At 50.6% G+C, this 24,937-nt stretch carries 25 protein-coding genes; 6 read left to right on the top strand and 19 right to left on the bottom strand.

What is annotated here, in order from left to right; all coding sequences use genetic code 11:
- Positions 1-3 precede the first annotated feature (3 nt).
- From ACFOLF_RS32535 to ACFOLF_RS32495, 9 genes are all read right to left on the bottom strand, one after another.
- A complete protein-coding gene (locus tag ACFOLF_RS32535; protein ID WP_210039312.1) occupies positions 4-939 on the bottom strand; it encodes an ABC transporter ATP-binding protein in 936 nt (311 codons plus the stop codon).
- Positions 940-1,082: 143 nt separating this feature from the next.
- A complete protein-coding gene (locus tag ACFOLF_RS32530) occupies positions 1,083-2,192 on the bottom strand; it encodes a sensor histidine kinase (protein WP_210039313.1) in 1,110 nt (369 codons plus the stop codon).
- Positions 2,193-2,214: 22 nt separating this feature from the next.
- The gene (locus ACFOLF_RS32525; RefSeq protein WP_210039314.1) at positions 2,215-2,859 is read right to left on the bottom strand and encodes a response regulator transcription factor; all 645 of its coding nucleotides are present in this window, start codon (positions 2,857-2,859) and stop codon (positions 2,215-2,217) included.
- A gap of 126 nt (positions 2,860-2,985) precedes the next feature.
- Positions 2,986-3,432, bottom strand: coding sequence for a hypothetical protein (locus tag ACFOLF_RS32520; RefSeq protein WP_379113136.1), 447 nt, complete (start codon positions 3,430-3,432; stop codon positions 2,986-2,988).
- A gap of 447 nt (positions 3,433-3,879) precedes the next feature.
- A complete protein-coding gene (locus ACFOLF_RS32515; protein WP_210039316.1) occupies positions 3,880-4,608 on the bottom strand; it encodes a nucleoside triphosphate pyrophosphohydrolase in 729 nt (242 codons plus the stop codon).
- Positions 4,609-4,689: 81 nt separating this feature from the next.
- Entirely contained in the window at positions 4,690-5,334 is a 645-nt protein-coding gene (locus tag ACFOLF_RS32510) for a restriction endonuclease (protein ID WP_379113134.1), read from the bottom strand.
- Positions 5,335-5,583: 249 nt separating this feature from the next.
- Positions 5,584-6,567: an amidohydrolase family protein gene (locus tag ACFOLF_RS32505; RefSeq protein WP_210039318.1), complete on the bottom strand. Its 984-nt coding sequence runs from the start codon at positions 6,565-6,567 to the stop codon at positions 5,584-5,586.
- Between the two features lie 35 nt (positions 6,568-6,602).
- A complete protein-coding gene (locus ACFOLF_RS32500; protein WP_210039319.1) occupies positions 6,603-7,502 on the bottom strand; it encodes an aldo/keto reductase in 900 nt (299 codons plus the stop codon).
- 58 nt (positions 7,503-7,560) lie between these two features.
- Positions 7,561-8,454: a helix-turn-helix domain-containing protein gene (locus ACFOLF_RS32495; RefSeq protein WP_210039320.1), complete on the bottom strand. Its 894-nt coding sequence runs from the start codon at positions 8,452-8,454 to the stop codon at positions 7,561-7,563.
- 121 nt (positions 8,455-8,575) lie between these two features.
- Between ACFOLF_RS32495 and ACFOLF_RS32490 the strand changes: the two genes are divergently transcribed.
- Positions 8,576-9,643 carry a Gfo/Idh/MocA family protein gene (locus tag ACFOLF_RS32490; protein ID WP_210039321.1) on the top strand — a complete coding sequence of 356 codons (1,068 nt, stop codon included), beginning with the start codon at positions 8,576-8,578 and terminating at the stop codon, positions 9,641-9,643.
- Positions 9,644-9,736: 93 nt separating this feature from the next.
- Positions 9,737-10,480: a phytanoyl-CoA dioxygenase family protein gene (locus ACFOLF_RS32485; RefSeq protein ID WP_210039322.1), complete on the top strand. Its 744-nt coding sequence runs from the start codon at positions 9,737-9,739 to the stop codon at positions 10,478-10,480.
- A 243-nt stretch (positions 10,481-10,723) separates the two neighbouring features.
- Here ACFOLF_RS32485 and ACFOLF_RS32480 read toward each other — a convergent pair whose 3' ends face one another.
- The 6 genes from ACFOLF_RS32480 to ACFOLF_RS32455 all read right to left on the bottom strand — a co-directional run bounded on the left by ACFOLF_RS32480 (position 10,724) and on the right by ACFOLF_RS32455 (position 15,374).
- Positions 10,724-12,055 carry an arsenic transporter gene (locus ACFOLF_RS32480; RefSeq protein WP_210039323.1) on the bottom strand — a complete coding sequence of 444 codons (1,332 nt, stop codon included), beginning with the start codon at positions 12,053-12,055 and terminating at the stop codon, positions 10,724-10,726.
- A gap of 374 nt (positions 12,056-12,429) precedes the next feature.
- Positions 12,430-12,645, bottom strand: coding sequence for a thiol-disulfide oxidoreductase DCC family protein (locus tag ACFOLF_RS32475; protein ID WP_210039626.1), 216 nt, complete (start codon positions 12,643-12,645; stop codon positions 12,430-12,432).
- 149 nt (positions 12,646-12,794) lie between these two features.
- On the bottom strand, positions 12,795-13,715 hold the full coding sequence (gene yidC, locus ACFOLF_RS32470) for a membrane protein insertase YidC (protein ID WP_379113132.1): 921 nt from the start codon (positions 13,713-13,715) through the stop codon (positions 12,795-12,797).
- Positions 13,628-14,002: a hypothetical protein gene (locus ACFOLF_RS32465; RefSeq protein WP_210039324.1), complete on the bottom strand. Its 375-nt coding sequence runs from the start codon at positions 14,000-14,002 to the stop codon at positions 13,628-13,630. The genes yidC and ACFOLF_RS32465 overlap by 88 nt, the downstream gene beginning before the upstream one ends.
- Positions 14,003-14,123: 121 nt before the next feature.
- Positions 14,124-14,537 carry a DUF2203 domain-containing protein gene (locus ACFOLF_RS32460; protein ID WP_210039628.1) on the bottom strand — a complete coding sequence of 138 codons (414 nt, stop codon included), beginning with the start codon at positions 14,535-14,537 and terminating at the stop codon, positions 14,124-14,126.
- Positions 14,538-14,633: 96 nt separating this feature from the next.
- Positions 14,634-15,374 carry a GTP pyrophosphokinase gene (locus ACFOLF_RS32455; RefSeq protein ID WP_210039325.1) on the bottom strand — a complete coding sequence of 247 codons (741 nt, stop codon included), beginning with the start codon at positions 15,372-15,374 and terminating at the stop codon, positions 14,634-14,636.
- A gap of 186 nt (positions 15,375-15,560) precedes the next feature.
- Between ACFOLF_RS32455 and ACFOLF_RS32450 the strand changes: the two genes are divergently transcribed.
- The 4 genes from ACFOLF_RS32450 to ACFOLF_RS32435 are packed head-to-tail and all read left to right on the top strand — an operon-like array spanning position 15,561 to position 19,597.
- Positions 15,561-17,087, top strand: a complete 1,527-nt coding sequence (locus ACFOLF_RS32450; protein WP_379113130.1) for a spore germination protein — start codon at positions 15,561-15,563, stop codon at positions 17,085-17,087.
- Positions 17,088-17,092: 5 nt separating this feature from the next.
- Complete coding sequence (locus ACFOLF_RS32445; protein ID WP_210039326.1) at positions 17,093-18,220, top strand: Ger(x)C family spore germination protein; 1,128 nt, start codon at positions 17,093-17,095, stop codon at positions 18,218-18,220.
- A 4-nt stretch (positions 18,221-18,224) separates the two neighbouring features.
- Positions 18,225-18,470: a hypothetical protein gene (locus ACFOLF_RS32440; protein ID WP_210039327.1), complete on the top strand. Its 246-nt coding sequence runs from the start codon at positions 18,225-18,227 to the stop codon at positions 18,468-18,470.
- A 29-nt stretch (positions 18,471-18,499) separates the two neighbouring features.
- Entirely contained in the window at positions 18,500-19,597 is a 1,098-nt protein-coding gene (locus ACFOLF_RS32435) for a GerAB/ArcD/ProY family transporter (RefSeq protein WP_210039328.1), read from the top strand.
- Here the strand turns inward: ACFOLF_RS32435 and ACFOLF_RS32430 are convergent, their stop codons facing one another.
- The 4 genes from ACFOLF_RS32430 to ACFOLF_RS32415 form a co-directional block, all read right to left on the bottom strand.
- Complete coding sequence (locus tag ACFOLF_RS32430; protein WP_210039329.1) at positions 19,598-20,245, bottom strand: hypothetical protein; 648 nt, start codon at positions 20,243-20,245, stop codon at positions 19,598-19,600. It lies immediately after the preceding gene.
- A gap of 162 nt (positions 20,246-20,407) precedes the next feature.
- Positions 20,408-21,376 carry a 2-hydroxyacid dehydrogenase gene (locus tag ACFOLF_RS32425; protein WP_210039330.1) on the bottom strand — a complete coding sequence of 323 codons (969 nt, stop codon included), beginning with the start codon at positions 21,374-21,376 and terminating at the stop codon, positions 20,408-20,410.
- A gap of 303 nt (positions 21,377-21,679) precedes the next feature.
- Positions 21,680-22,642: a hypothetical protein gene (locus tag ACFOLF_RS32420; RefSeq protein WP_210039331.1), complete on the bottom strand. Its 963-nt coding sequence runs from the start codon at positions 22,640-22,642 to the stop codon at positions 21,680-21,682.
- Between the two features lie 55 nt (positions 22,643-22,697).
- The gene (locus ACFOLF_RS32415) at positions 22,698-24,833 is read right to left on the bottom strand and encodes a glycoside hydrolase family 52 protein (protein WP_210039332.1); all 2,136 of its coding nucleotides are present in this window, start codon (positions 24,831-24,833) and stop codon (positions 22,698-22,700) included.
- Positions 24,834-24,937 lie beyond the last annotated feature (104 nt).

Raw genomic sequence — 24,937 nt, 5'->3', positions numbered from 1 at the left:
TGTTTAATCCCTTAATTTGCGCCCGGTCAAGGTGAGGAATACCATCTCGAGGTTCGGCTCCTGTTCCTCGACAGCGCGGATTTCCATATTGTCCTCCATCAGCCGCTTCAGAATCAGATTCAGATTGTCAACGGCGGCATCGCTGTGAATGCGGAGAATATTTTCCTCCTGAAGAACCTTGCGCACCCCCGGAATCCCCTGCAGCCGCTCGCCTTCCGAGCCTTGGGCCGACTTCAATTCGATCCGGATGTCCTTCACATCGGTTATGGTGGCTTTGAGCTGCTCCTTGGTCCCTTCCGCGATGATTTTGCCGTGATCGACGATCGCGATGCGGGAGCAGATCTCCTCCACTTCCTCCATGTAGTGGCTTGTGTAGATAATCGTGCAGCCCGATTCATTGAGCTTGCGCACGGAGGTCAGAATATAATTGCGCGACTGGGGATCGATGCCGACCGTCGGTTCGTCCATAATAATCAGCTTGGGCTTATGCGCGATGGCGCAGGCGATGTTGAGCCGGCGCTTCATGCCGCCTGAGAAATTTTTCGGGAAGGTCTTCGCCTTATCGCTCAAACCGACGAATTCCAGCGCCTCCTCTGCCCGTTCCCTCAGCCGGGAACCCCGAAGACCATATAGCCCGGCAAAAAAGCTTACATTCTCATAGGCCGTCATATCCTCATAAATCGCCAGGTCCTGCGGCACTATTCCAAGGTTGACCTTCGCGAACCGGCTTTGCTTCATAATGTCCCGGTCCAGGATGCGGATTTCTCCGCTGGTCGGTCGAAGGAGTGACGACACCATGTTGATGGTCGTGCTTTTGCCGGCGCCGTTGGCTCCAAGAAAACCGAATATTTCGCCTTCGCGGATTGAAAGCGAGATATTATCGACTGCGATGAAATCGCCGAACTTCTTCGTAAGATTGCGGATATCCAATACATTCATGAGGTTCACTCCGTTTCGTCATCTTTCATGACCTTATTGTAAGAAAAAAGGATGCCCTCATGCCAGTGCATAAGTTCATCCTTTCGGAATGAGAATTCTCATGTTTTTATGATGAATGCTCCCCCGGCCGGGGGTGAGATTCTTCACTGCGCGCCGCTCGGAAGCAGGGTCGTGACAATAAATCCTCTTGTTCCGTCGGCGATTACCGTACCGTTCATGGCGGCCGCACGCTCCTCCATACCGATCAGCCCCAGTCCCTTTACAACCTTCGGCGCCCCCTGTCCATTATCCGATACCACCGCTTTGATGAACCGGTTGAGCACCCTGATTTCCACATGAATCGCCGTTGCGCTGGCATATTTGGCGGCATTGGTCAACGATTCCGTCACATTCTCGTGAATGATTTTCCACTGCAGAGGCGTAATGACCTCCATATCCCCTTCATGCACAACGCTTGTCAACAGCCCTGTCCGGCCTCCGAAGGCTTCCACGATGGACTTCAGACGGCTGAGCCCAAGCTGCTCCTTGAGGGGTTTGGTGTTTTTGAGCGTCAGCCGGATCTGCTCTATTCCTTCCTTGGAGATGCCGATAGCGTTCTGCAGCAGCGTCGCTGCCGCGGCAGGATCGTCAGCCATCAGCCGCTTGGCCGCCTCCATCTGAATCAGAGCCCCCGTCATGGCATGACCGATGCCGTCGTGAATTTCCTGCGACAGCCGGCTGCGTTCCTCGAGCTTGGCCGTATATTCCGTAGTCCGCAGAAAATCCCGGTTCTCATTCTGCTTCTTCGACAGCCGGTGAAGATCGCCGCGCATCCGCTCCAGGCTGTCCTCCTGCTTGTTCACTCTGGCCATATACTTGCGGATCATGACGTAATTGAAGAAACTCAGCACCGCTGTAAACCCATACAGCGCCAGCATGGAGTTGCGCATGAAGAGCATAGGCAGCAGAACAAGCATCAGCACATACACCTGGTTCTGGATCCGGAACGAGGACAGCTCATAGGCGCTGAGCGGAAGGAGCAGAATAAAGTACGGATGCACATACGCTGCACAGCCGATGAGATAGAGGATAATGCCCCCAATGATGCCTTGCTTGACGCGAGGGTCCTTTACAATATGAACAACCAGATTCATCGCCAAATAGATCAGGTAGTACAGCACCAGCCAGGAGATCGGCTCTGAGACGGCAAAATATGAAGCCGCGATGACATAGAGAAGCAAAATGGTTTTATTGCCGACAGTCCATAATTCCATGTGTTTCTTCGAATCCTTTCGTTCAGCGGATTTTACCCGTCAAATAATAAATGGCGATCTGTGTGCGGTGCTCCAGTGTGGTCTTGCTCAGGATGGAGGTAATGTAATTGGCGATGGTACCTTCGGAAATAAACAGCTCCTTGGAGATTTCCTTGTTGGAGTACCCCTTCGCAATGAGCGCCATCACATCAAGCTCGCGCTCCGTGAACGGACTGCGGTCGAAGGGCGTGCCGGAATCGGCCGGCGCCGGCGCGCCCATACTGGATTTAAGCTTGTCCAGTGCGACATCCTGCAGAACATTATGGCCGTTGTGCACGCTCTTGATGGCGTCGCGGATCCGCTCCGGATCATTGTTCTTGAGCAGGTAGCCTCTGGCTCCGAAACGGATCGCATCCAAAATATATTCATCATCGTCGAAGGTGGTCAGGATGAGCGGTCTCGTCTTCGTTTCCTCCGTCAGCCGTCTGGTTGCCTCTACTCCGTTCATATGGGGCATACGGACGTCAAGCAGAGCCACATCCACCTCGTTGGCTTTGCAAAATTCAACCGCTTCCGCTCCGTCTCCGACGGTTGCCACAACCTCGAACTCCTCAAAGGAATGCAAAATAATCCGCATCCCTTCGCGGATGAACGAATTGTCGTCTGCGATTAACACTCTGATCTTCATCTGCACACTCCCTATAATCATATCCATCTGCGGTCAGGTTATCTATTTAGTTCAACAAGAGTATAGCGAAGACCTTCATGCAGGGAAAAGTAGGATCCGTCGAAGAGGAGGTTCAAGCCGCATCTATCAGCAGCTGGAGGAGCAGATGCCGGCAAGCGGCCAAATCAGCGAGTGGAGAAAAGCATCCGGGAGCAGCAGCTTAACCGGGACAACCAGCCAGACCAGCGTCCATAACCGGCCGAGCCACGGAATCCCGGATATAGGATGCCCTTGCCTGTCCAGAGCATGCTCAATCATCATCATCATCACCATGCCATGAATGAGAAAATACAATAGCGGCCCTCCATATCCCCCGGTGGATCGGTGAAAGAAGATCCATCGGATCAGCGGGAGTCTTCGATTCTCGCGAATGCAATATTCAACATAAACGACCGTTTTCATCGCATACAGCAGGGCCGCGATAATAGAAACCATTCTGAACCAGGCCGATTCACCCGGGAGCAGCCGGTCAACTGCAGCGATGGCGGCAGCCAATCCCCAACCAAATAAACACCGCCGCGCGGCTGCATACAACTCTCCAGCACAATCATAACCGTTAACGTCAAAGCCTTCTCCCCCTTGGCCTTCCTTCTATATTCCATTCTAGGTGCCTCAGGGGTATCTGCTTAGTTCCAACTTTCATAGGACATAGCCAAAAGAGGTACTACATGGTGTAGTACCCCTTTTGATGGATGCTGCTTTATTCCTACTCGATCGTCGCTGGCGGCTCTATAACAAAAAACCATATTTTGCTGAAAGGATGACCCAATTATCAAAGAATGTAGTAGCGTATGAAGTAGGTTGGTTGCTTTAACTTTGGAATTGGGCTTTGGATTGTTTCGAACAACATTTCAGCCCACTTCAAATACTTTTTTGTTTAAAGAAAACACTTGAACATTATTACAATTAGATTGAAATATTGGAACACATCGTTCAGATATTTTATGATGGGAACAGAATTCTCTCCAGATGCCTAACTTGTTATTCATTAGCTTCCCTTTGCTTTCTCGACTCGTATACTTTATCTATGAAAGACTTTATTTGATCAAGATCATCAACCCATTCCAGCTTAATAAATGCTTGATGAGTGTATCTAGTGTCATCAGACTTCGTTCTTGGAAAGGATTTTCCTAATACCTTATCAATTTCTCTTTGTAACTCTGTACCTTTCTTCTCGTTTTTCTTTCCAATATGCAAAATCAAACTGTGCTTATCTTGGGTTGTCAAGCTTGCGAATTTTTTAGTATCAAGAATTTTATAACCAATACAATCAGTTACAGGCGATTTTATTTTAATTCCATTAAACTGTGATTCTATGTATCTATCTATTTCTCTTGCAATTTTCTCTTCCTGAGAATTGTATTGCTTGAAGATATTTTCCTTTTCATTTTCATTAACGCCAATTAGAAATAACTTCTCCTTAAAACCACCACGCTTGTCCTTCTTCGTCAATCTCAATTTCTCAAATTCCTCAATACTTACACATTTACTCTCCAGAATCCCATAGACCAACTCAACTAGATCAACTAATTCCTCAACTTGATCTTCATCATTAATCGCGGCTCTATATTCATCAAGTTCTTCCTGAAGCTTTACATCAAGCATCTGTTTATACTCAACATCATCAAGAACTCTTACTTCGGCTTTTTTGCCTTTAGTTTCAATGATTTCAGGAATTTTGTCTCTTATTAACTTATTATAAGTAAACATGAACTATTAACTCCTTTCATTCTATCCCTTACAGGGAATCCAATACTTTCTTCAAGATTGTTTTCAATCGCCGTCTCCAACTCATTTACCCATTGCTTTCTTCACATACTGCTCCGCTTTATAATCCTTTTTAATTTCATGAAGTACGGGGCTATTAGCTTCTCTCCATGATTCCAAGATCATCCTTGGCTCGGCTTCAATTCTGTCTTTGACCGCTTGAATATCATCCTTCTTGAAAGCTTCAATTATGCTTATTAAATCATCACGATCCAGCAGCTTCACATGATTTATTCCTGCAAGTGTTTCAGAAGGCTCTGTAAACTTGGCGGATGCTATCACAATAGCTTTCTTTGCTTTGTAATACCTCATACAAGAGAAAACTTCCTGCACTGCGCTTATGCCAACTGAATCAGTGTAACGCTTCGCCTGTACCACATTCCTTACACCCTCTCGGTCAGTAAAAACAACATCTGCGCCAAAATCTCTGGCCCCTACTGTCTTATACACGCCTTGATAACCTAGTTCAAGAAATAATCTGTACAGATACATCTCAAATTCAGAACCATCTTCCATTCTATCAATTCTTGCAATATCAATCTCTTTAAGGTCATAATCCTCTTGTACTGACAAACTTCGAGTCTGATTTTTCCCTTTATGCCTCGCTACAAACCAAATAAATGTTATTGCAAATATAATTACGAATGTGGGGATTATGTATGCAAACAAACTGAGGACCTCCATCTTTACTCTTTCTTTGGATTAAGCCTATAGAACTAAAACAGCTGAGAGAATAGTTAAATTCTACCACGCATCGGAAAAACTCAACAACAAAAAAGTTGAATCCATTATCAACATCATAAAAAACCACTCCTTTATAGAGAGTGGCTGATTCATATCATAAATGAAATGCAGGTTAACAAACTATAGCTCTAACCTGCAAGAATTGAATTTTAATTTAACTATACTATTTCAGGATTAATTCAAGGATGAAGCAATCCGTTTCACAAAATAATCCGCGAAGGATATGCCCGCGGTCAGCTCCTCCGACTGCAAATATCCGTTGATCAGCTTGCCGTATACGTCAAGGGGCAGCTCGTAGCCGTCCTGATTGTAAATTCTCACCGTCTGCTCATGGTTGAATTGCCCGGCTACCCAGTCCGGGATGATGACAGGTCTGCTGTCCGGTGCCGGGTCTGAGAAGAAGACACGCTCCGCGTTGTCGTGCATGACCTTCCTCAGCTGCTGCTCCGACAGCCCTGCGCCGATTTCCGCGAGCCATGAGATGCAGGCAGGCATCGTCTCATTGCGCGAATAGATGACCGGATATTCGCTCCCCCACATGGTCCGTTCATAGCCGGCCCACTCCAGGACGAATGACATCCAGGGCAGAAAATCCCGATGCGGATATGGAAGCGCGCTCCCATGCCCTCCATGTCTGGAGAAGATGGCGTGAAATCTTGGATGGCCCAGCAGCTCCTTGACGGACGGCCTGTCCCGGAAACCGGCGGATGCGGCCTCGGTGTACAGCAGATGGGGCGAGGCGATCCTCCCGGCCGGATACTGCTCCAGCCAATCCAGATAAATCCGGGTAAGCTCCTCCGACTGGAAGGGAGTGAGGGCGAACGCCCATTTTCCCTGCTCCCCGAGCAGCTTGAGAATGTCGGGATTGCCAAGCGCTTCGCCGGCTTCCATTCTGATGCCGATGACGCCCGCCTGAAGCTGCAGCAGAACAAGCTCCATACGCTGCTCCGGCGTTTGACCGAACGGGATTCCGACTCCCCGGATCGACTCCGGATAGTCGCGGATGCCTGCGAACAGGCTGGCGAACTCGGGAACGGCGTTGAACAGCACCATGACCGACTTCCGCAGTCCGAACCGCTTCATGTTGTTCACAAAGTCCTCAATCCCGCCGTAACGGGGCAGACCGATATGCGAGTAGGCATCTGCTGCGTAATTCATGCGATCAATCCTCTCTCCTTGTGTTTGGCTCATGCTCATAGCAGTCCGTTTCTCCTGTCATCCGACTCATAGATTTTGCCCGTAAAACGCGGCAGATCGGCAATATCGAACTCCGGTACAAATTCGTCCAGAAGCCGGACGTTGCGCTCGACTTCTTCCGGCCATCTCGCACCGACGTTCAGCATGTGGACTCTGGAATCCGAAAGCAGAAACTTCAGGCAGAGCGCATAAATATCCTCGCTTGCAAGCAGCCCGGGAGCCAGATGCTCCAGCGTCCGCTGTAAAATCCCCGAGGTCATCGGTCTCATAACGGCAACGCCGAGCTGCTTCTCCGCAGCCCTGTCAAGCAGATGAAGCGCGGCATTCTGATAGATCAGGTTGTAATTGATTTGGATGACGTCGAACAAATCCGTATCGATCAATTCCAGAATGGAGCAGGCATCCTCTGTCGTGATCCCCAGCCATCTGACCTTGCCCTGCTCTCTTAGTGTTTGCAGGGCTTCCATCGGCCCGCTGTTCAGGATAGCCTGCGAGTCTTCATGCGAAAAGACGCCGCCATGAAACTGGATCACGTCGACATACTCCATTTTCAGCCGCGCAAGGCTGTCCTCCACACCGCGAATAACGCCTTCCTTGCCGATGCCCGCCCAGGAATCGGGCCATGTCACCTTGGTAGCCACCAGGCATTGACTGCGTCTGCCCTGCAGGGCATCTCCGATGATGCTTTCGCTGTGTCCGCTGCCATAGGCGGGAGCCGTGTCGACATAATTAATGCCGGAATCCAGCGCTGCATGAACGACGCCGATCGCATCCGCTCTTCCCTGCTTGCTGTACGGGTCCCAGCCCTGCGCTTTGTTGACGCCCGAGAACGGATAGCCGCCCACGGCCAGACGGCTTACATTCTGCCCTGTTTTGCCTAATGTCGTATACTTCACGGTTTACTCCTCCTTGTATGTATCAATGGTAGATCGTGCCCACAAGCCCGGGACTCCGCTACAGCTGGCCGGCTTTCGCATAGGCCTGCTGCATCCTCAGCTTGCGGTAATCGGTGGGTACGACCCCTTTCTGCTCCCTGAACAGACGCGAGAAGGTTTTGTACGATCCGTATCCGACCTCGTAGGCAATCTCCGTAATATTCATCATCGTCGAGACCAGAAGGCTGCAGGCATGGCGTATCCTCAGATCGTTCAAAAATTGAACGAATGTCAAATCCGTCATTTCCTTGATCCGTTCGCTGATCCGCGACATGCTCATGGAGAATTTCACCGCCAGGTCGGACAGGGTAAGGCTTTCCTGGTAATGACTCTGAATATAATGAATGATGCGCCATGTGGGATTGAGCTTGCCGGAGCCGTTTGCGGTCTCGGCAGACGCCAGTTGGCCTGCCCTTCGCTTCCGGTCGAAGAGTACCAAGAGCTCCGTCAGCTTCGCTCTGAGCATCGAGGCCCGCAGGCGCTCGCTTCCTTCATATTCATCAAGCATATCATGAAGATGATTGCAGAAGCGTTCATGATCGCGTCCGCCAAGCTGCACGAATGAAGTAAGATCCTCATCTTCCGTCAGCAGACGGTCCAGCTCCGTCTGCCCTCCCGCTTCCATGAGCAGACTCATGCTGAACATGCAGTTGACCAGGACAAGCGTCTGGCCCGGATCGGTATGAATCTCATGAATCTGGTAGGGCAGAATGAACGTGAAGGTACCCGGAATCATGGGATGCGGGATACCGTTAATGGTCTCGTGCCCCCTCCCCTCGATGACATATGAGAATTCGAGAAAATCATGCCGGTGGCTCGGATAGCCGTTTTTTAGACGGTTGATCTTGATATGCAGCGGAAGGGATGAATCCATGTTCGGGTACGATTTTAAATTTTTAGGGAAATAGGTCATGTAAGGACTCCCCTATCGAAATATTGGGATATTCTTCGAAACAATTGGCATACATTTCTTCCGAATCTATTTTAACATGAAATGAAGCGTTTACGTACAAGCCAAAGGAGCGAAAATACGAATGAGTAAAATCAGAATCGGGATTATTGGCGCAGGCAATATCGGAGGGGTTCATATGGGGGAATTCTCCAAGCTCCCGCAGGAATGCGAGATCGCCGGCGTAACGGATCTTAATCTGGCACGCGCGGAGCAGCGCGCGGCGCAGTTCGACATCCCCAGAGTATTCCAAACGAACGATGAACTGATCAACAGCCCGGACATCGACGCTGTCATTATTGGAGTGCCCAATCAATTCCACGCTCCGCTTGCTGTTCAGGTGCTGGCTGCAGGAAAGCATGTGCTGCTGGAGAAGCCGATGGGACTGAATGTGGACGCAGCCCGTCAAATCGTAAGAGCCAGCCGCGAATCGGACAGAACGCTGATGGTCGCCCATCAGATGAGATGGGAATCGGTTCCCATGCAGATCAAGCAGCAGGTTGAAGCCGGAGAACTCGGCGACATCTATACCGCCAAAGCCGGTTGGTTCCGCCGCAAAGGCATTCCCGGCTGGGGAACCTGGTTTACCCAGAAGGAACAGTCCGGCGGCGGCCCTCTTATCGATATCGGCGTACATTTGCTCGATCTGGCTCTCCATCTGATGGGCAGTCCGAAGCCGATTGCCGTCTCGGGTGCAACGTATGCCAAATTTGGTCCGGAGCGCAAAGGCATCGGCACATGGGGAACCCCGGATTGGGATGGCCGCTATGATGTAGAGGATCTGGGAACGGCGATGATCCGGATGGAGGATGGCAGCACACTGACGCTGGAGGTCAGCTGGGCCGTTCATATGGATACCGACAACTCACCGTTCATTCATTTGATGGGAACGGAAGGCGGAGCCAGCTACCGGGGCGATGCAGGCAAGCTGCTGACAGAGAAATTCATGCGTCCGATTGATACCGAGCTGGGTACGCCGCAAAACGATGAAGGCGCACGCCTTCGCCTGAGCCGCCACTTTCTGGAGTGCATTCGGGAAGGCAAACAGCCGCTGACAACCGCCATGACCGGATTTACAAGCAATCTGGTTCTCGATGCGATCTATGAATCCTCCCGCACCGGACAAGAAGTGAAGCTGGACTGGACCATTTAATCCGTTTCCTATTGGGACTTGAACGATAACAAGAATAAGCACCGCCGGTCTCCAAGCGGCGGTGCATTCTTGATATATAAGGAGGTACAGCCCATGAGTTTGCTCACATCAGAGCAGAAGCAATCCTTGGTCAATCAGGGTTTCCTTAAAGTTCCCGGTGTCATCCCGCCTATTATGGTGGATCATGCCATGCGTCATATCAACCATTCCATCGGGAACGGGATGAATGTCGAAGACATCACAAGGTACCGCGCACAGTCCTACTGCCCGGAGCTGCAGGGTGAAGCGCCGATCGTCGATTTGTTTAACCAAACGCCTGTCAAAAGTATGGTCGATTCGCTGCTCGGTGCGAATAACGCCCGTCCGGTCAACTATGGCCAGATCGCCATCCGTTTTCCTTCGCTGCAGGATCCGCCGGGAGCTTCCTCCCCCCATCTGGATGGCATGTATTCGCCGCACAACGGCGTTCCCGAAGGCACAATCGGCAACTTCACCATGCTCGTCGGGGTGCTGCTCTCGCCTGTCCGGCAGCAGCAAGCAGGCAATTTCACCGTTTGGCCGGGAACACACCGGATGTACGAGCAGTATTTTCGCGAGCATGGTGCGGACTCGCTGCTTAAGGGGATGCCGCCGGTTGAGCTTCCGCAGCCTGTTCAGACGACGGGGGAACCTGGAGATGTGTTTCTTGTACACTACCAGCTGGCGCATAGCGTTGCGCCTAATGTCTCGCCGTTTCCCAGATACGCTATCTTTTTTCGTGTGACGCATGTGGATCATCACAAGGATTGGCGGGCTCCTATGACCGATATTTGGCTTCATTGGCCAGGGGTCAAGTGAATTGTCGCACAGCAAGGCCGGGAACCTGCAGGTTCCCGGCCTCTATGCGGGCGGAAGGTTCCGTTTCGCCTCCTTTTCTTGCTGCACACGAATACCCATGCTTTTCGATTCATACTTACATAGAATGTGTTGTGCTTTACTCTCTTCTTGTGACCTTCTCTTTGGAGGTCTTTTTTTTGGGGTGATTCTGATTGAGTAATCCAAAGTTAGCTTCCAGCCTGTTCAATTTCATTCCCTCCCGGATTAAAATAGCCAAGCGACCCAATAGGTCAGCACAACCAGTGTAAAAATAAGAGTGATCGGAATAACGATTGAAGTCACCTTAAAGTATTGACCCCAGCTTATTTTCACGCCGCCCTTCTTGACAATATGCATCCACATCAAGGTAGCAAGTGTACCGATTGGCAGGAGCAGCGAACCGACATCGCTGCCGATCACACTCGCCAGATAGGAAATCTTCAGCATAAGCGGATCGAGTCCGATATTCGTCAGGGTAATCGTCCCGATCATCAATGCCGGATGGTTATTGAATAAATTGGATAGAACCGTCAGCAGAATGCCCATCGATACGCTTGCATTGAGCAGACTTCCCGTAACAATGGGATGGAGAAGCTGGATCAGCCACTGGGTCAAACCAATATTATTCAAGCCGTAGATGATTACATACATACCGAACGCGAAAATGAGGATATACCAGGGTGTTTTCTTTAACATATCTGCAGGTGAAATTTTCAAATACCTCCATCTCCACAGCAGCAAGAGCGTTGATCCGATTACCGCCATGACAGAGACGGGGAAATGAATGTAGGAAGCGACGAACAGACTTAGCCGAACGAGAAATACAAAAATCAGAATTTTGATCATAAATCTGTTCCGGTTCTCTTTTGGTGCGTCCCCCTTTAACGGATGGCTGCCCGGCATAAAATTCCATGTCGTCATTGTAGGTATTTTGGAGGGAATTACCCGGTAGAACACCGCGAACAGAAGAACGGCCAGCAGAACAAGTCCGAGCGATGCGGGGATAAACATCATCGCGGAATGCATGTAAAGATCCATATGGACGATCTTGAGCGCAATCAGATTCACGATGTTGCTTACTCCTATCGGGGCGCTTGAGGCCGTAGCAATCAATGCGCCGGATATCAAATAAGGGATTTTTTGTGCATTCTTTAATCCCAAATTACGCAGCAGCATCAGGAGGATCGGGGTCGTGATCAGAATACTGCCATCATTGTTCACGAACAGCGTCATGAGGAAACAAAACAAATTGGTGTACCAGAAAAGACGGATGCCTGATCCTTTCGCTTTTCTAGTCAGAATTTCGGCGGACCAGTAGAAGAAGCCGAAGCTCTCGAGCACAATTGCCATCACAATGGTGGCTATAATAGTAACGGCAGCACCGCTTATGGTACCCGTGATGGCTCCAAGGTCAGCCAATGAAACACTTCCGCTTGCTATTACAAAAAAAGCTCCCACCGTTGCAGGTATAGCCTCATTCACATTCGGACGCCAGAATATAAAGCCGATCGTCAGCAGAAAGGAGCAGACGGTAATAATGACCATTAAGTCATTCATGATTAAACCTCTTTTCAGATTACGAGTTTACTATTTATCCAGTCTCCTTTGCCTTTAATGTTATTTCACAGATTCATTACGTTCTCCCAAGGCCTCTCATAGATGGTCTCCCCCCCTTAACATGCTTTAGATATTCAAGGATGTACTGTATGTATACGTGCAAGATAGATGGCTCGTACTGGTCAATAACCTCTATTCTATGAAAATCTGCTAGTATCAATCCTTGATGTTTATCTCTCAGTGATAGATGCAGAGCATAGATGATTACCTATATTTGCTGGACCCAGAATGCCAAAAAAAGCCCTTTTTCAAGAGCTCTGCCAAGGCGTATGTCTCATGACGGCTGTATCGGCCTGTCACAATCGGCTTCCGTTTTACCTTTTCGGGAGAATGTCCTGATCTTCATCCTCGTCTTCGGCAAACCTGCTTCCAAGCTCTGCCGAAGGCAGCAAGCAGGCATCCCTTCGGCCAAATAAGCGGTAGCGGCTGCCCGCGACAATGTCATACACCTTGTCTCTGATAAAAGCCGGGAATACAATCCCTCCATAAAGAAGCGGCCATCCGCCGCCAAGCCTCCGCAGTACACGCAGAGCGGCGTTTCATTTCTTTGTCCAGCCGCATCCTAGCGTTCAGCGCAAATTTGAAAAAACGGTCGGTGCCGTCTATTGGCGACGAAAACGAAGAAGCCCCGAAGCACAAGCTCCGGGGCTGTTCATTCCTATGATGTTCATGCTGATCGTTATGCTTTCAATCTGCGTTTGGGCGGATGCGCTTTGGGCGGATCAGGTATCACCGCTGGAAGAATGTCCGGCGGATACAGCCGTTTGGCCAGCATCGTCTGCAGGACGACGATCAGACCGCCAACGCACCAGTAAAGCGGGATGGCGGCAGGAACCGAGAACGAGAAAAATCCCATCATCACCGGGGAAAGATAGATGATCCAGCTCATCCCCATCTGTCCATTCATCGGAGGGTTGGCGGATTGCGTTATTTTGGCCTGAAGCAGATATACGGCTGCCGCCAGGAACGGCAGGATCTTATCCGGACTTCCCAGCTGGAACCACAAAAACGTATGCTGGGCCAGGTCCGGGGTCATCCGTATGGCATAATACAGTCCGGACAGAATCGGAATCTGCAGCAGCATCGGCAGACAGCCCAGGGCAAGCGGATTATACCCGTGCTTGCTGTAAACCGCCATCGTTTCCTGCTGCTGCTTGCGCTGCGACTCGGCATCCTTGTGTTTGGCGTACTTTTCCTTGATCGCATTGATCTCCGGCTGCATCGTACTCATCTTGCGTTTCATGATTTGCTGGCGCTTGTACTGGGATATCATGAACGGCAGCAGCGCCAGACGAACCAGCACCGTGATCGCGATCAGCGCTAGGCCGAAGCTGCCGCCGAACCAGTCGGCAAAATGTTCAATCATCCAGGAGAACGGAAATACGACGTAATGATTGAAAAATCCCGGCGTGTTGGCATCCACTGTGCCTGTTCCGCAGCCGGCAAGCAGCAGAATCATGGCGAAGCCACCGCCAAGCAGCAGGATTCGCTGCCATTTACGGCGGCCTTTCTTTATGCCGCCTGCAGCCTCATTGCGCCGCTCTTCGCGGCGATTATTGTGAATGGCAGTTGTTTTCTTATCCAATTCCATGGTTTCCATAACCATCCTCCCTGTTGATCGTGTATGCACGTATTCAACAGGGTCGTACACGGGGATGAATCATCGTCGGGCGCTTCCTTGCGCTTGGTCTGCCGCGTGAGCCGCTGTCTCCGGGCCTGAACGATTCCGGAAGGCTGCGCAAGGCGCGGCAGCGGGTATGCCGCTTCGCCGACCTTTGTCCAATTCATCCCGGCTGCCGCCGGGACCCAGAATAAATAGAGATAAGCAAAAGAGCACAGAATACAAATGGACATAATATCCGCAAGCGCATCATGAAGCTCGAACAATGACAATCACCCCCATTCAAGTATTATCCGTTCATTCTAAACCAATTTGAAGCTGAAAGAATCGGTCGGAAGGCCGATTGCAGATCCTTGTCGGAATACCTGCTTCTGCAGCTGCAAAGCCTCATTCACCGGGAAGCGGCTTGCGTCCGGCAAATCCATTATGCCAGCCATGATAATGCGAGGCACGCGGCTCCCCTTCCTTCCAGCATATCAGCACTTCCTCCCCATCCAGAACGGCGGGAAAATCGATCAACCCCGGGTTGATCATTTTCAGCAGCACGCCTTTTCTCGTGAAGTTCTCAATCAGCATTTCCGCTTCCATCTTGAGAAATTCGAGCCGACCCTCCCGCTCAAAAAAAGGATCCTGTGCGCCTCCTGCCGGGGCAGCTGCCTGCTTATGTAACGCCTTCCTCTTCTGCAGGTCGGAATACTGCTCTTCAAACCGTTTCGTCAATTCCTGCAGCTGGAGCAAGTCCTCCTTCAACTGCGGCAGAAGCGCATTTGCTTCATCAGGCGTAAACCCTCTCTTCTCCAGTTTAATCCTCTCCTTCGTGCAAGTATACGTTCATGCTGATTTCAACGAATATGTGCCTGGTCAGGCCAGGCTTATGGCATGATCAACGGACAGGAATCAGGCTTTGTCTTCCATCAGCCTAAGAAAAGCCGGAGGAAGCTGGAACTGCTGATTGTTGATCACCAGCCGTTCTAACTCATCCATTTCATCCAGACGATGCTCTTCCTTTATGAGTCCGATTTCCTTATGCAGCCGTTCCATCTTCTGATCCAGCGCATTGGCCGATTCCGCGGCTTCCTTCAATTCCCGCAGAAGCTCCAAGGGTACGGACTGATTGTATTTATAAAATATTTTATGCTCCAGGCTGGCCCAGAAATCCATGGCAATGGTGCGGATCTGGACCTCCACGCATACATGCTCCTGGCGGTCGGACATGAAGATGGGCACGTTGACCAGCAAATGAAGGCTTTGATAGCCGTTTGACTTGGGCTTTTGAATATAATCCTTCACATCCAGAATTTCCAGATCATGCTGTTTCCTCAGCATATCGCTGACCCTGTAAATATCCGAAATAAACGAGCAGGTAATCCGCAGCCCCGCAATATCCTTGATATGGTGCCTGATGCTGGCAAACGAAATATCGCAATTCTTCCTCATGATTTTGTTCATGATGCTTTCCGGGGATTTCAGCCGTGATTTGGTATGCTCAATGGGGTTGTAGTCATGCAGCATCTGAAATTCTTCCTGCAAAATTTCAATTCGGGTCTCGATCTCGCTCAAAGCAAATTTATACATCATCAGGAATCTCGTAATCTCTTGTTTAAAATTTTTGATCTGCGTAATCTGTTGAAAATCCATTCCTCTGTCATTCCTTTCGAATATGCGCCTTAAAAAGCAAACTCTATCATTCCTTCATCATAACGTGCCGGTAGGAACAAAGCAAAACAGACAATTAACCGGATACGCTCCTGCATAAATATCATGCTTCGGCAAATAATACCATGGATCGAATATCAGCTCTTCCTTGGATGAGGGGGATTCTTAATGGAAATGAACTTTGAGGAGCATACAAAACAACAGAATAATGCCGATAGGATTTCCGTTGATCTTAAGACCAGTGAGCAGCATATCAAAGAAATATTTGCAAACTGCCAAGACATTATTTATGAACGCTTCCATTTCGGACCGTCCTACGAGGGCTCTGCAGCCATGATTTATTGTGCGCCTCTTACGCAGGAGATGGATGGCGGCCAGTTGAACTCCGCTCTGCAGGATCTGGTTCCGGAATCTGGGGACATGGAAAGCATACAGATTGAAAATATACGCGAGTTCTTCGAGCGCAGAAGCTCGGCTTTCCAGTCTTACGAGCTGTTGACTGCTTATAACGAGATTACCGAGGCTGTGCTGGACGGTTACGCTATCCTGATTTTCGACGGCTGGGACAAAGTCGTCAGCCTGGACGCCGGCAGCGTCGAGAGAAGACAGGTAGAGGAGCCTACAAGCGAAGCCGTTGTCAACGGTCCGCGTGAAGGAATGGTCGAGCAATTGGACAAGAATATTGCACTGATTCGTCTGCGCCTGCGAACACCGGATTTGAAGATTGAAATGTATCAGGCTGGCACTCTGACCAAAACAAGATTTTTGGTGGGGTATGTGGACGGGAAGGTTGATCCTTCGGTTCTGGCAGAGCTGAAAAAACGCCTTGAGGGCGCAGACAAAGTCGATGCTCTGGATACCAATTACATCCGTGAATTTGTGGAGGACTCCGTCTATTCTCCCTTTTCCCAATACCGTGTTACAGAACGTCCGGATGTAGCGGTCGGCTCGCTTCTGGAAGGCAAGATCATCCTGATGGCCGACGGGACCACATCTGCCATGATTTGTCCGACCTTCTTTACCGAGCTGTTCCAGTCTGCCGAGGATTATTATCAGCGCCCCGTGATCTCGACGTTGATACGTTTTCTGCGGATTGCCGCATTCTTTATTGCGCTCACGCTGCCCAGCCTTTATATCGCCCTCTCCAATTTTCATCCGGAGCTGATACCGACTACCCTGCTGCTCAAGATTCTTGATACGAGAGAAGGCATTCCCTTCCCGGCCTTTATCGAAGCTGTAATCATGCAGTTCTTCTTCGAGCTGCTGCGCGAAGCAGGCATACGCCTGCCTCGTCCCATCGGCTCTGCGGTCAGCATCGTAGGCTGCTTGATCATCGGCGAGGCGTCGATCCGGGCAGGAATTGCCTCCCCCATCATGATTATCATTATTTCGCTGACAGGGATGGCGTCCTTCTCCATGCCGCAGTATGAGCTTGCAATCGCGCTGCGGATATTGTTATTTCCGCTTATGGTGCTTGCATTTATGTGGGGAGGCTTCGGTCTGATGATCGGCTACATCCTCATTTTTCTTCATTTGGCGACGCTCCGGACCTTAGGAAAACCCTTCTTCTCCCCTATTGCTCCCATGCGGATGATGCAGATGCTCGACGTTTTCGTGCGCGTCCCGACCAAACTGAGAATGAGAGCGGCTGCTAAGGCAAAGCGGGCTGCGGATCTTAATACAGCAAAGGAATGATGAGGGTGAGATGGATAGCCTTGCTTCTATGCGCCTGTCTGCTTGGCGGCTGCAGCGGGAAAGAGTTGATTGAGCGGGGATTCATTCTGGGGGTTGCTCTGGATCTGGATGAGAACGACAACCTCATTCTGACTTCACAATTCTATAAGCCGTCGAGAGGTGAAACCGATCCATCCGGCTCCTATGTCAATATCCGCACGGGGGGCAGCACCATGTTTGACGCAGCGCGCAACATTACGATGCGTCTGGGCCGTAAAGCGCAATGGAGCCATATGCAGACCATATTGGTCGGTGAGAAAATGGTTAAGTCCGAAAGATGGAAAGAAGTTCTCGATTTTTTCTACCGCGACGATGAACCGAGGCTTACAACGCGGATTGCAGTCACAAAAGGAGATGCAAGCTCATACCTGTACGCCAAACCCTATATGGAAACGACCATCAGCCGGCAAACCCATGAGGTTGAAGGATCGTCCTATTACTATTCGGGCAAGACGATCCAGATGTCGCTGCTTGATCTCAGACTGGAGCTGGACAGCGCTGTAGAGACGGCGGTTCTGCCTTATATGACCTTTGATGATGTCCCGCGGAAGAATCCGTATTTCAAAGGAGCAGCCGTGGTCAATAAAAACAAAATGATTGAGCTTCTCAAGGCGAATGAGGTTGAAGCCTATCACATGCTCAAAAATACCTATCGTGAAGGAATTATTGTTCTTCCCTGCGGCGAATCGGATAAAGGGGATTCCATTGAAGTCGTTTCCTTCCATACCAAGCTCTCCACCAGACTGAAGCAGGGAATACCACAGGTTCATGCAGCTATCAAGGTCAATGTCACCGTGCGCGAGCTTATCTGCCATTCACTGGCAACAACCGCCGAAGCCTACGCTTACCAGGGTGAAATCGTCAAACAAATTGAAAAACAGCTGACATCCTTCACGCAAGCCATGAAGAAAAGCAAGATTGATCTTCTTGGCATTGGAAACGGGATCCATCAGCATCATCCCCGGGAGTGGGAAACCATGAAAAAAGATTGGGGCGATCATTTAAAGCAGGCAGAATTCAAATTTGATATCAAGGTCTCTTTATCCAACACGGGACTGGAAGATGGCAAATCGGCGCTGGATGAAGGAGGATAAGCAGTTGATAATCAGAATCATGATCTCGCTGTTGTTTTATCTCGTCACTGTGGTGGGGATTTATGCACGATCACATGCGAACACCCGCAAAGAGAACATGGTTATTATCGTATTGCTGTGCTGTTCGCTATATTTTTCACTCAGCTTTATTCTGGGTCAGACCTGGCCGGGTATTGATGATCTGGCAGTCGCTCTTCTGCTTAAGCCCATGAAAACGATTATGCAGTTGATTAATGTGCATTCGTATTAACCTGTTTATCCGTTGGAGGAGGCCAGTAAATGAATGAAAAAGAATGGGTAAGCCCATCCCAAATTGCCATGCTGCTGCTGGCCTTTACGCTCGGCTCCTCGATTGTTTTTATTCCTGGTCCAGTCATCGCAGCTGCCGGCAACGGGGCCTGGCTGTCGGTAATCATCTCGGGAGCCGCAGGGATTCCCGGGCTTCTGAGCATCTTGTATCTGCATCATATTTACCCGAGCAAATCTTCCTTCCAATATCTTGGAGACGTTTTCGGCAAATGGATGGGTACGCTGTTCTCCTTGCTGATCCTGTTTGTACTCATTCTGATGATCTCTAATATTACCGTCGGTGTAGGGTCCTTCTTCTCCAGCACCATGATGCTGGAGACCCCTACCTATGTATTTAATTTCCTCATTCTGATGGTCTGCGCACTGACAGCTCTTGCCGGAATCGAAGTAACCGCCCGTTTATTTGTCCTGTTCCTTATGATGATGCTGGCTACGATTTTCGTTATTTTGTTCCTCGACCTTGGGAAATACCATCCGGATAATTTACTGCCGCAGCTCGCTGAGGGCATCTCTCCGATTATGCATGGAGCCATAATTAACCACGGCTTTCCTTATTCCGAGATGTTTGTCTTCTCCGCGCTGCTTTTTTTTATACGGCCCGCCAAAAACGAATCGACCGGCAAGTTTATGTTTTTCGCCTATTTCGCTAATATGATTATTTTTCTTGGAGTCGTATTATGCGCCAGTATGATCTTTGGAAAAGCGGCGGGAACACGCAACTTCACCTTGTATGAGATGGCGCGGGTTATTGAAATCACCGGCGTCTTCGAGAGGATTGAAATGATTGCCGGTATTACGTTGATCGCCGGATCCTATATCAAATCGACGATAGCGCTGCTCGCGCTCAGCTCGGGCTTCGCCCATATTTTCAAGCTGAAGGACAGCAGGACGGTCATCCTTCCCGTCTCGCTGCTGATGTTTTTCATTTCTATGAGCATGTTCTCGACGGAAATGGAATCCAACACCTTCTGGACGCTGATTTGGCCCGCCATCACGACCTGCGCCACGATCCCTATTGTGCTGGCAGCGGTTGTCACCTTGATCAAGAACGCGTTTAAAGGGAGCTGATTATCGGTTTAAAAAAATAATTTCATCAGCAAAATCTTCGATAATAGACTGGCTTCGAACCGGGACTATCGAAATACATTTGTTTTGCTTTAAGAATTCACAACAATACTGCACTCTATAACCAATAAGAGCCTTAATAGAATCCTCTAGCCAAGGAAAACAAAATATACGCTTCCCATGCGCATGTCCGATTGCTGTTGAAGCATTCCAGCGTTCATTGCTTATATATCTCATTACCCGTTCCATACGGGTGGGAGCCAGCTCAAACAGATCAACCAGCTCGCTCACAGTGTATTGGCTTGATACTGCGCTTTCCAGCTGTTCACGGATTGTCAATTCCTTACGGTATCTGATCCCCAGTAAAGTTTTCTTGGGCAATTCTTCACCGATGTACCACCCGTATGATTGCAATGATCGGCGGTTTATTATATCACCGTCAATTAATATTTCACCCTTGTAAGCCTGGGTTTTCCCTGAGAGCAGATAAGATAATGCCCAACCTCCTTCTCCGGGCTTGCATACTACGGCATAAATCTTACCTGCGGTAAATGTGTATGAAAAATGACTCAATTGATCCTGCCAGGAATCAAAATTCATGATGGCAGGCTTGCATTTTAATGAGATATTCTTTAATTCTACTTGATTCAAATTGCGCATAGTTTCTGAAAATCACATCCGTTCAAATAGAGTAGACATTGGTAGACATGACAATAAGATCGCCTGCTTCGGAAATGGCTTTTTTGCACTGCTTGCCATTCATCCGTCAGACGACCTTTTTTTGTCAGAGATTGCAACTAGCCGACAAGCTGATTATTTTAATTCTTCTACGATATTCGGCGGGGTTTGACCGCTTAATGCCGCGACCAGGTTTTGCGCCGCTAGCATCGCCATATCGAATCTGGTCCTGGCGGTAGCCGAACCGATATGCGGCAGTGTCAGCACCTGCGGCATTTGAAGCAGTGGATTGGAGACCTCGACCGGTTCCTTCGCGTAAACATCGAGACCCGCTCCCTTGATTCGTCCTTCCTGAAGCGCCTCAATGAGCGCTTTCTCGTCAACGGTTCCCCCTCTGGACGCATTGATGAAGATCGCTGAGCGCTTCATAAGCTGAAATTCGTCCCGCCCAATCAAGCCTTCTGTCTGCGGCGTCAATGGTGCCATCAGCACAATAAAATCCGATTCAGCGAGCAGCTGCTCCAGAGACGCATAGCTGACCCCAAGCTGTTCTTCCGCTTCCGGCTTCCGGCTGCGGTTATAATAGAGCACATTCATATCAAAGCCGTATCTTGCCCTCCGGGCAATGGTTTCTCCAATTCTCCCCATCCCGATAATCCCCAATGTGGCATGATGCACATCTGTACCGAACCATTTCTCGCCAACCTCCGGCTTCCACTGCCCCTGTTTTACATAAAGGTCCAGCTCCGCCACTCTTCTGGCCGTTCCCAGTATGAGTGCGAACACCAGGTCAGCAACAGTATCGTTTAGGACATCGGGCGTATTGGTGCCGATAATGCCCCGTTCCTTCATCGCTCCGACATCAAAATGATTGTAACCGACACTGATGCTGCTCACTACTTTCAGATGAGGCGCATGTTCAAGCAGTTCGGCATCAATTTTCGTGCCTGCCGTAAGCAGCCCCTTCACATGTCCAACCTTGGACAGCAGCGTTTCACGCGGTATCGGTTCCGAACCGTCCCATTTCTCAATCTCGCAATGCTCGGCTATGTAAGCTTCTACCTCGTCCGGGATGCGCCGGTCGATAAATATGCCAGGTTTCATACTGATTCTCCTCTCAGGATCCTGCCCGCATAACTTGCGGTATGATCCAATTATAGAACCAAACGGCTGATTACAAAAGCCATGAGGGGCAAAATTATACGATCATTGCTTGATTTTGCCGCATTATGTATTTGCTGTAACAGGAATCGGTAAGAAGAAATGGCTGTGTCGTCCTTTGGCGGCAAAGTTAGTTTCTTCCCTCAAACCTTACAGAAATTTATAGGTGTGAAACCAATACATTCTATAAGGTCAAAAAAATAGAGCCCTGATTCCGGCAGGCTCTATCTTTATACATTCCTGGTTTCATTGCTGTAACTGCCCTGCCGCTTCCTTGATGCTAAGCTCAAGCGGCGAATATTCGCTGCTTCCGTCCCTCTTCAGCTGCAGGCGTTCCTGCAGCGGCGTCGTCCGGTTGCACATGAACCGCGGGACTCCCGAATGGTTCTGCGATGAAGCATGATACAGAAAAGGGTGGCACAAAAAGACATCCCCCGGTGAGCCGGTTGTCTCCAGCACTCTCAGCTGCACACCGTCTTCATCGGTATACCAGCGCTTCATAAAAGTTTCAATCCGGCTGCCGGCGGTATCGCTCTCCCTCTCGTCCCCGGCTTTAAGCCCATTATGAAGCGGAAGCGAATCCGGGGCGGATGTACCCGTCAATTCGGCCAGCCACGGATGGCTCCGGTTCGCCAACGCGATCGCATCCTTATGCTCCAGACCGCCGGGATGCCGGGAGAGAAGCCTGGCGACGACTTTATGGGAGCCTTCTGCAATCCATGTGCCTCCCCCGCGGTGGCCAACCTCCGAAAACAAGCATAAACAGAGCAGCCCCTGATCCGGGCTGTCGACCGCGTGACGGAAGTGGATGCCGTCCCAATGCCAGCCTTTGACCGGAACATCCCATGGTTTATCGGCATCAAGAGCAAAATTGACCGGCCACCAGCCGTAAGCAGCCTGAAATTCCGTTTCCCTGTATACGCTTCGGTTCACCAGACGCCCTGCTCCTACCAAATCCTCAATCCCGTCAGCCAGCCGAGGCGTATTGCAGCGTTGAAATTCCTCTGTAGAATAGTTCTCGTTGATCCGGATCAGCGGCTGCGTCCAGGTTGCGCGATCCTGCTTCCTTACTCCCCGATCCTCCAGCTTGTTCCACAAATAATCCTGCGCGGCAAGCGCTGTTTCGCGCGGGAATGCTTCATCGAGCTTCACCCAGCCGAGTTCAATAAACTGTTCGATCTGGCTTTTATTCAACACCTTGCCTGTCATAGCGATCCCTCACTTTTCGCGATTGATAATGCCCTGCAAGCAGCCTCCGGCCTTCTTATTGGTGAACGAGCCGGTTTCCTTTTTTCTCAAATAGCCAAAGAATCGCCGTGACGCCGCGCGGGTAATATTTGCTGCCGATGATTTCCCCGGACAAAATTTGATCGCTCCAGCACCAGTAGGAGAGCTGCGGATGCAGCAGCCAGTTGACATGGGCCGCATCGGCCGCCGCGCCCTGCTGCTCCCATGGCAGATTCATAATTTCTCTGGCGATGTACTGGGCCAAATAGATTTTGCTCAGCCATGAATTGTTGCTCGTCGACGAGAGCTTCCACGCCCCGTCCCCGAACAGGCATACGCCCGGCTCAAGAACCGTCTTCAGATGTGTCGCCAGAGCCTCCAGATAACCGCCGAAGCGTCCACCCGGACTCAGCGCATCCTCGCAGCCGGTAAAGTACGGGAAGATCAGACCTTCGATTGCCGGAATAATCCGGGAATCGTTATTCTCGCCGATGACCGCAGGAATGTATCCCTTCTCTGTCAGCTGTGCCGTTACGGACGCCGCGCAGCGGTCGGCCTGCCGGCCCGCTTCTTCGGAAAGCTCCGCCAGCTTCTCGTCTGCAAACAGCTTCTCCATCGCTACATAGGCAGCCCAGCATTTCCCGGCCAAATAAATATTGTTCCGCGACTGGCCCAAAGAAACGTCCAGGCTGTCGTAGGTGGAAATCTCCGCCCCTCCCTGCGTGCGAGAGCTGTCAAGTCCCATCAGACCATTGCGCTTCTCCGCTTCAGGATGATCCCTGTTCAGCATGCTGTCGAAGCATTGGCGGATTACGGGCAGCATTTCCTCCCTGAACCCCGCATCTCCGGTCTGCTCGATGTACACAAGGGCGCAGAGCAGCCAGTTGACGAGTTCCTCATGGCTCATATATGAGAAGCAGTCGTCAATACCAGCCAGCTCGTAGGCGGAATATTGGGGACGCGAGAAGACGTTCGCCACACCGACATCGTGGGTAAATGCTATTCCCCCGGGATATTCCCGTTCGTCGCCGGGGAAACGCACCTTGTCCTCGTAGCTGTAGCGCTTCACGAACAGCTCCAGCTCATTGCGGACCGTCCACGGATTCATCTTCAGTTCATAGAACAGCTGATCCGCCGTCAGATCCAGCGTATTCATCATCCTGTACTCGCCTTCATTGACGATCCAGATCGGCTCATCCGCCGCCTCCAGCAGCTGGGTGCTGCCGTAATAGCTGTGAATCGCATGATTCAGCATGAACCGCTGATCCTCGCTCAGAGCTTCCGCCTCGATCCAGCGGTCGGCCGCCTCACAGGACGCGGTCAGTCCGGCAAAGCGGTCCAGAGCAAAGTCCGCCACATCCTCGATGCTCGCAAAATAACGCGAGTAGTAATAAGACGCGTCGATGCCGGAAGTGACCAGCCCTCCGCGGTAGAAGCATATCGCGAACCGGTAGGTCCGCTTCTCGCCGGCCGGCACCTCCATCAGCAGCGCCCCTGTGCCGCCGAGGCCAAAGGCCAGATTATGGGGAAGCCTCTCTCCCAGAATTTTTTCCAGCGAGAAGCCGAGCGCCGGCGTCACGCCGTCATCATCGGAAACGATGGCGGTGGAGCGTCCTTGGCCAATCCCGGTGAAGCGGTCCCCGCCCGTATCGCTCAGGCGGCGCATGGCGCTGTACCTGTCGCTTCCTTCATAGCCGAAGAAGCCTCTGCGCGCGGACGTTCCATGCGTATTGTCGAGCGTCAGCTCAGCAAACACGGCGGGCACGATCGCCTCCTTCATTGCGGCTTCATCCGCTTTACCCGGCTCGGGCACGGGACGGACAGGCGAGTAGATGCGGAATGTCAAATCCCCCGCCTGCCAGGTGTCGGTACCGGTCCTGAATTCACGTGTAATCGCTTTCTCGGAAAAGTGAACGATTCCGGTTGTTTTATCCTTTTCTCCCTGCTTCTCAACATCATAGCGGGCGCTCTCGTCCTCTACCGAGCCGAAGAATGGAAGCGCTTCATAATAATCGCCGCCGCTGGCCTGAAAACCGATATACACATTCTCGTCGGCCGGTCTGCCCAGCTCGAGTCCAAGCCCTCCGCTTTTGCCGCGGAACCCCAATGTAAAGCTGGCAAAAGCGCCGATCGGCGAATGATGCGCGTTAAAAAATTTATTAGACTGTGCCATAAGTCGTATCCCCCTCATCTCCATGGTCGCCATGCTGACGTGGCGAGTCACGTTCATCCTAGCACAATCGATTAGGGGTGACCATTGCCAAATCGATCAATAAT

The sequence above is a fragment of the Paenibacillus sepulcri genome, assembly GCF_042647105.1.
GTDB classification, from domain to species: Bacteria; Bacillota; Bacilli; order Paenibacillales; family Paenibacillaceae; genus Paenibacillus_Z; species Paenibacillus_Z sepulcri.
This window is presented reverse-complemented; position numbering and strand designations above follow the sequence as displayed.

Bases quoted from the DNA above. Each gene is read 5' to 3' on its own strand.
- ACFOLF_RS32450 (WP_379113130.1), top strand. From the start codon at position 15,561: ATGGAAATGAACTTTGAGGAGCATACAAAACAACAGAATAATGCCGAT.
- ACFOLF_RS32455 (WP_210039325.1), bottom strand. From the start codon at position 15,374: ATGGATTTTCAACAGATTACGCAGATCAAAAATTTTAAACAAGAGATT.
- ACFOLF_RS32505 (WP_210039318.1), bottom strand. From the start codon at position 6,567: ATGAATTACGCAGCAGATGCCTACTCGCATATCGGTCTGCCCCGTTAC.
- ACFOLF_RS32425 (WP_210039330.1), bottom strand. From the start codon at position 21,376: ATGAAACCTGGCATATTTATCGACCGGCGCATCCCGGACGAGGTAGAA.
- ACFOLF_RS32480 (WP_210039323.1), bottom strand. From the start codon at position 12,055: ATGAATGACTTAATGGTCATTATTACCGTCTGCTCCTTTCTGCTGACG.
- ACFOLF_RS32490 (WP_210039321.1), top strand. From the start codon at position 8,576: ATGAGTAAAATCAGAATCGGGATTATTGGCGCAGGCAATATCGGAGGG.
- ACFOLF_RS32420 (WP_210039331.1), bottom strand. From the start codon at position 22,642: ATGACAGGCAAGGTGTTGAATAAAAGCCAGATCGAACAGTTTATTGAA.
- ACFOLF_RS32485 (WP_210039322.1), top strand. From the start codon at position 9,737: ATGAGTTTGCTCACATCAGAGCAGAAGCAATCCTTGGTCAATCAGGGT.
- ACFOLF_RS32415 (WP_210039332.1), bottom strand. From the start codon at position 24,833: ATGGCACAGTCTAATAAATTTTTTAACGCGCATCATTCGCCGATCGGC.
- yidC (WP_379113132.1), bottom strand. From the start codon at position 13,715: ATGGAAACCATGGAATTGGATAAGAAAACAACTGCCATTCACAATAAT.
- ACFOLF_RS32535 (WP_210039312.1), bottom strand. From the start codon at position 939: ATGAATGTATTGGATATCCGCAATCTTACGAAGAAGTTCGGCGATTTC.
- ACFOLF_RS32435 (WP_210039328.1), top strand. From the start codon at position 18,500: ATGAATGAAAAAGAATGGGTAAGCCCATCCCAAATTGCCATGCTGCTG.
- ACFOLF_RS32525 (WP_210039314.1), bottom strand. From the start codon at position 2,859: ATGAAGATCAGAGTGTTAATCGCAGACGACAATTCGTTCATCCGCGAA.
- ACFOLF_RS32530 (WP_210039313.1), bottom strand. From the start codon at position 2,192: ATGGAATTATGGACTGTCGGCAATAAAACCATTTTGCTTCTCTATGTC.
- ACFOLF_RS32495 (WP_210039320.1), bottom strand. From the start codon at position 8,454: ATGACCTATTTCCCTAAAAATTTAAAATCGTACCCGAACATGGATTCA.
- ACFOLF_RS32515 (WP_210039316.1), bottom strand. From the start codon at position 4,608: ATGTTTACTTATAATAAGTTAATAAGAGACAAAATTCCTGAAATCATT.